Source organism: Roseovarius dicentrarchi, assembly GCF_003316635.1.
Classification (GTDB): Bacteria; Pseudomonadota; Alphaproteobacteria; order Rhodobacterales; family Rhodobacteraceae; genus Roseovarius; species Roseovarius dicentrarchi.
In genome coordinates this window covers 1-515 of record NZ_QNQP01000090.1, presented here as the reverse complement: position 1 = coordinate 515, position 515 = coordinate 1, and the positions used below count along the sequence as shown (strand labels likewise).

General features: G+C 60.8%; 1 protein-coding gene. It reads left to right on the top strand.

The genetic code is table 11. The features are described from left to right. Positions 1-99 precede the first annotated feature (99 nt). On the top strand, positions 100-480 hold the full coding sequence (gene tnpA / locus DQ230_RS16985; RefSeq protein WP_113913715.1) for an IS66-like element accessory protein TnpA: 381 nt from the start codon (positions 100-102) through the stop codon (positions 478-480). Positions 481-515 lie beyond the last annotated feature (35 nt).

Below are 515 nucleotides of genomic sequence, written 5' to 3'. Positions count from 1 at the left end.
GTAACCGAGCCATTGGCACCGCCTGCCTGAGGCTGGGGCGATGATCTAAGAGACGTCGCTAATGACGTCATTACTGACGTCTCTTATGCGGGGTCTGTGATGCGTGGCGAAATTCTTGGGGCAGAGCGGCGACGCTTTTGGCATGACGACGACAAGCTTGAGATTGTCGCGTCGGTTGGGATTGCGGGGGCGAGCGTGACGCAGGTTGCGCAGCGCCATGAGATTAAGCGACAACAAATTTACGCGTGGCGGCATGAGCTGAAGAAGAAAGGCTTGTGGTCGCCCGATGCCGGGGCGCTTTTCTTGCCGCTGGACATGCCCGTGACTGCAGGAGTGCCGGTGGCGCAGGCCCCGGTCGCTGAGCTCCCGCCTCCAGTTGCTGTTGAATTGCGCCTGCGTGGCGGGCGCAGTTTGCATTTTGAAAGCACGATTGATCCTGCTGCGCTGTCGGCGCTGATCCGTGTGGTTGACGCTGCATGATCGGCCCGGGCACCGGTGTGCGTGTGTATCTGGCC